This is a genomic window from Enterobacter sp. R-1.6.2 (assembly GCF_035064085.1).
In the GTDB taxonomy this organism is placed as follows: Bacteria; Pseudomonadota; Gammaproteobacteria; order Enterobacterales; family Enterobacteriaceae; genus Enterobacter; species Enterobacter asburiae_B.
Window position 1 is genome coordinate 1 of the sequence record NZ_JASEYI010000104.1, and the last position, 1,063, is coordinate 1,063.

Below are 1,063 nucleotides of genomic sequence, written 5' to 3' on the forward strand. Positions count from 1 at the left end.
TTGAATGGGTTCATGTGCAGCTCCATCAGCAAAAGGGGATGATAAGTTTATCACCACCGACTATTTGCAACAGTGCCATCTACGGCACCAAAACTGGTGAAGCACTTGTTGTATCTTTACCAGGGGACTACCCAGAAGAGACCACGACGCTGGCTCCTGCTACGCCATACGATACGTGGAACGGCAGCGAGTGGGTTACGAATACCGACAAGCTACATACCGCAGACGTGGAAGCTGCAGAAAAGCAAAAATCAGCTTTATTAGTTAAAGCGCAGGCAACGATCAGCCTATGGCAGACGGAGCTGCAGTTAGGCATTATCAATGATAAAGATAAGGCCAGCCTGATGCTCTGGCTGACCTACATAAAGGAATTGCAAGCTGTCATTCCTGACGCTGCACCAAATATCAAATGGCCTATACCGCCGGTTTAACAGGCCAGCTAACATCAGGAGCCGTCGACACATCGACGGCTTTAACCGCAGCTTTATAAGATATCCACGACGACAATTTCTTTTTATTTTCTTCACTTATATCGCCTAGCATCAGCTCTACTCGCCAGTCGGAGGTTAGGTCATCTGCATTAACGAGGAGTGCTTGTCGGTGTTGTTCTGCATCAGCAATATCACCTTGATGTTTTGCGGCAGAATCCGTGACCCATTTTTCTCCGTCCCATTTATCGTACGGTGATGCAGGTGCATTGGGCGTTGCACCTTCGGGATATTCCCCCAGTGCCGTCACTTCAACTTGTTGCATCGTCTCTGTGCTGTATACCGTTTCACCACGGTGGTCAGTGATATATTCCCATGATGAAAGGTCTTCTGTACGGCAAATGGCAAAGCCGGTTTTACCCTCTCCCGGAGCGTCAATGCACGAATTTGCAGGAATACTGACCCCCACGGCGATGTACTCAACGGATGAGGATTGAAATTCACGGGACTCGCCGTTGTAGTTAAAAACGGTGATATCACCGGCGACTGTGGCAATAAGGGCACTGTTGCAAAGTTAGCGATGAGGCAGCCTTTTGTCTTATTCAAAGGCCTTACATTTCAAAAACTCTGCTTAC

At 48.3% G+C, this 1,063-nt stretch carries 2 protein-coding genes; one reads left to right on the plus strand and one right to left on the minus strand.

Annotated elements, in window-relative coordinates; all coding sequences use genetic code 11:
- Positions 1-431 (plus strand): tail fiber assembly protein (locus QMN93_RS25980; protein WP_323620241.1); only part of this gene is annotated, 431 nt, incomplete at its 5' end.
- Here QMN93_RS25980 and QMN93_RS25985 read toward each other — a convergent pair.
- Entirely contained in the window at positions 415-753 is a 339-nt protein-coding gene (locus QMN93_RS25985; protein ID WP_323620239.1) for a tail fiber assembly protein, read from the minus strand. The two genes, QMN93_RS25980 and QMN93_RS25985, sit on opposite strands and share 17 nt — an antisense overlap.
- Between the last annotated feature and the right edge of the window lie 310 nt (positions 754-1,063).

Bases quoted from the DNA above. Each gene is read 5' to 3' on its own strand.
- QMN93_RS25985 (WP_323620239.1), bottom strand. From the start codon at position 753: ATGCAACAAGTTGAAGTGACGGCACTGGGGGAATATCCCGAAGGTGCA.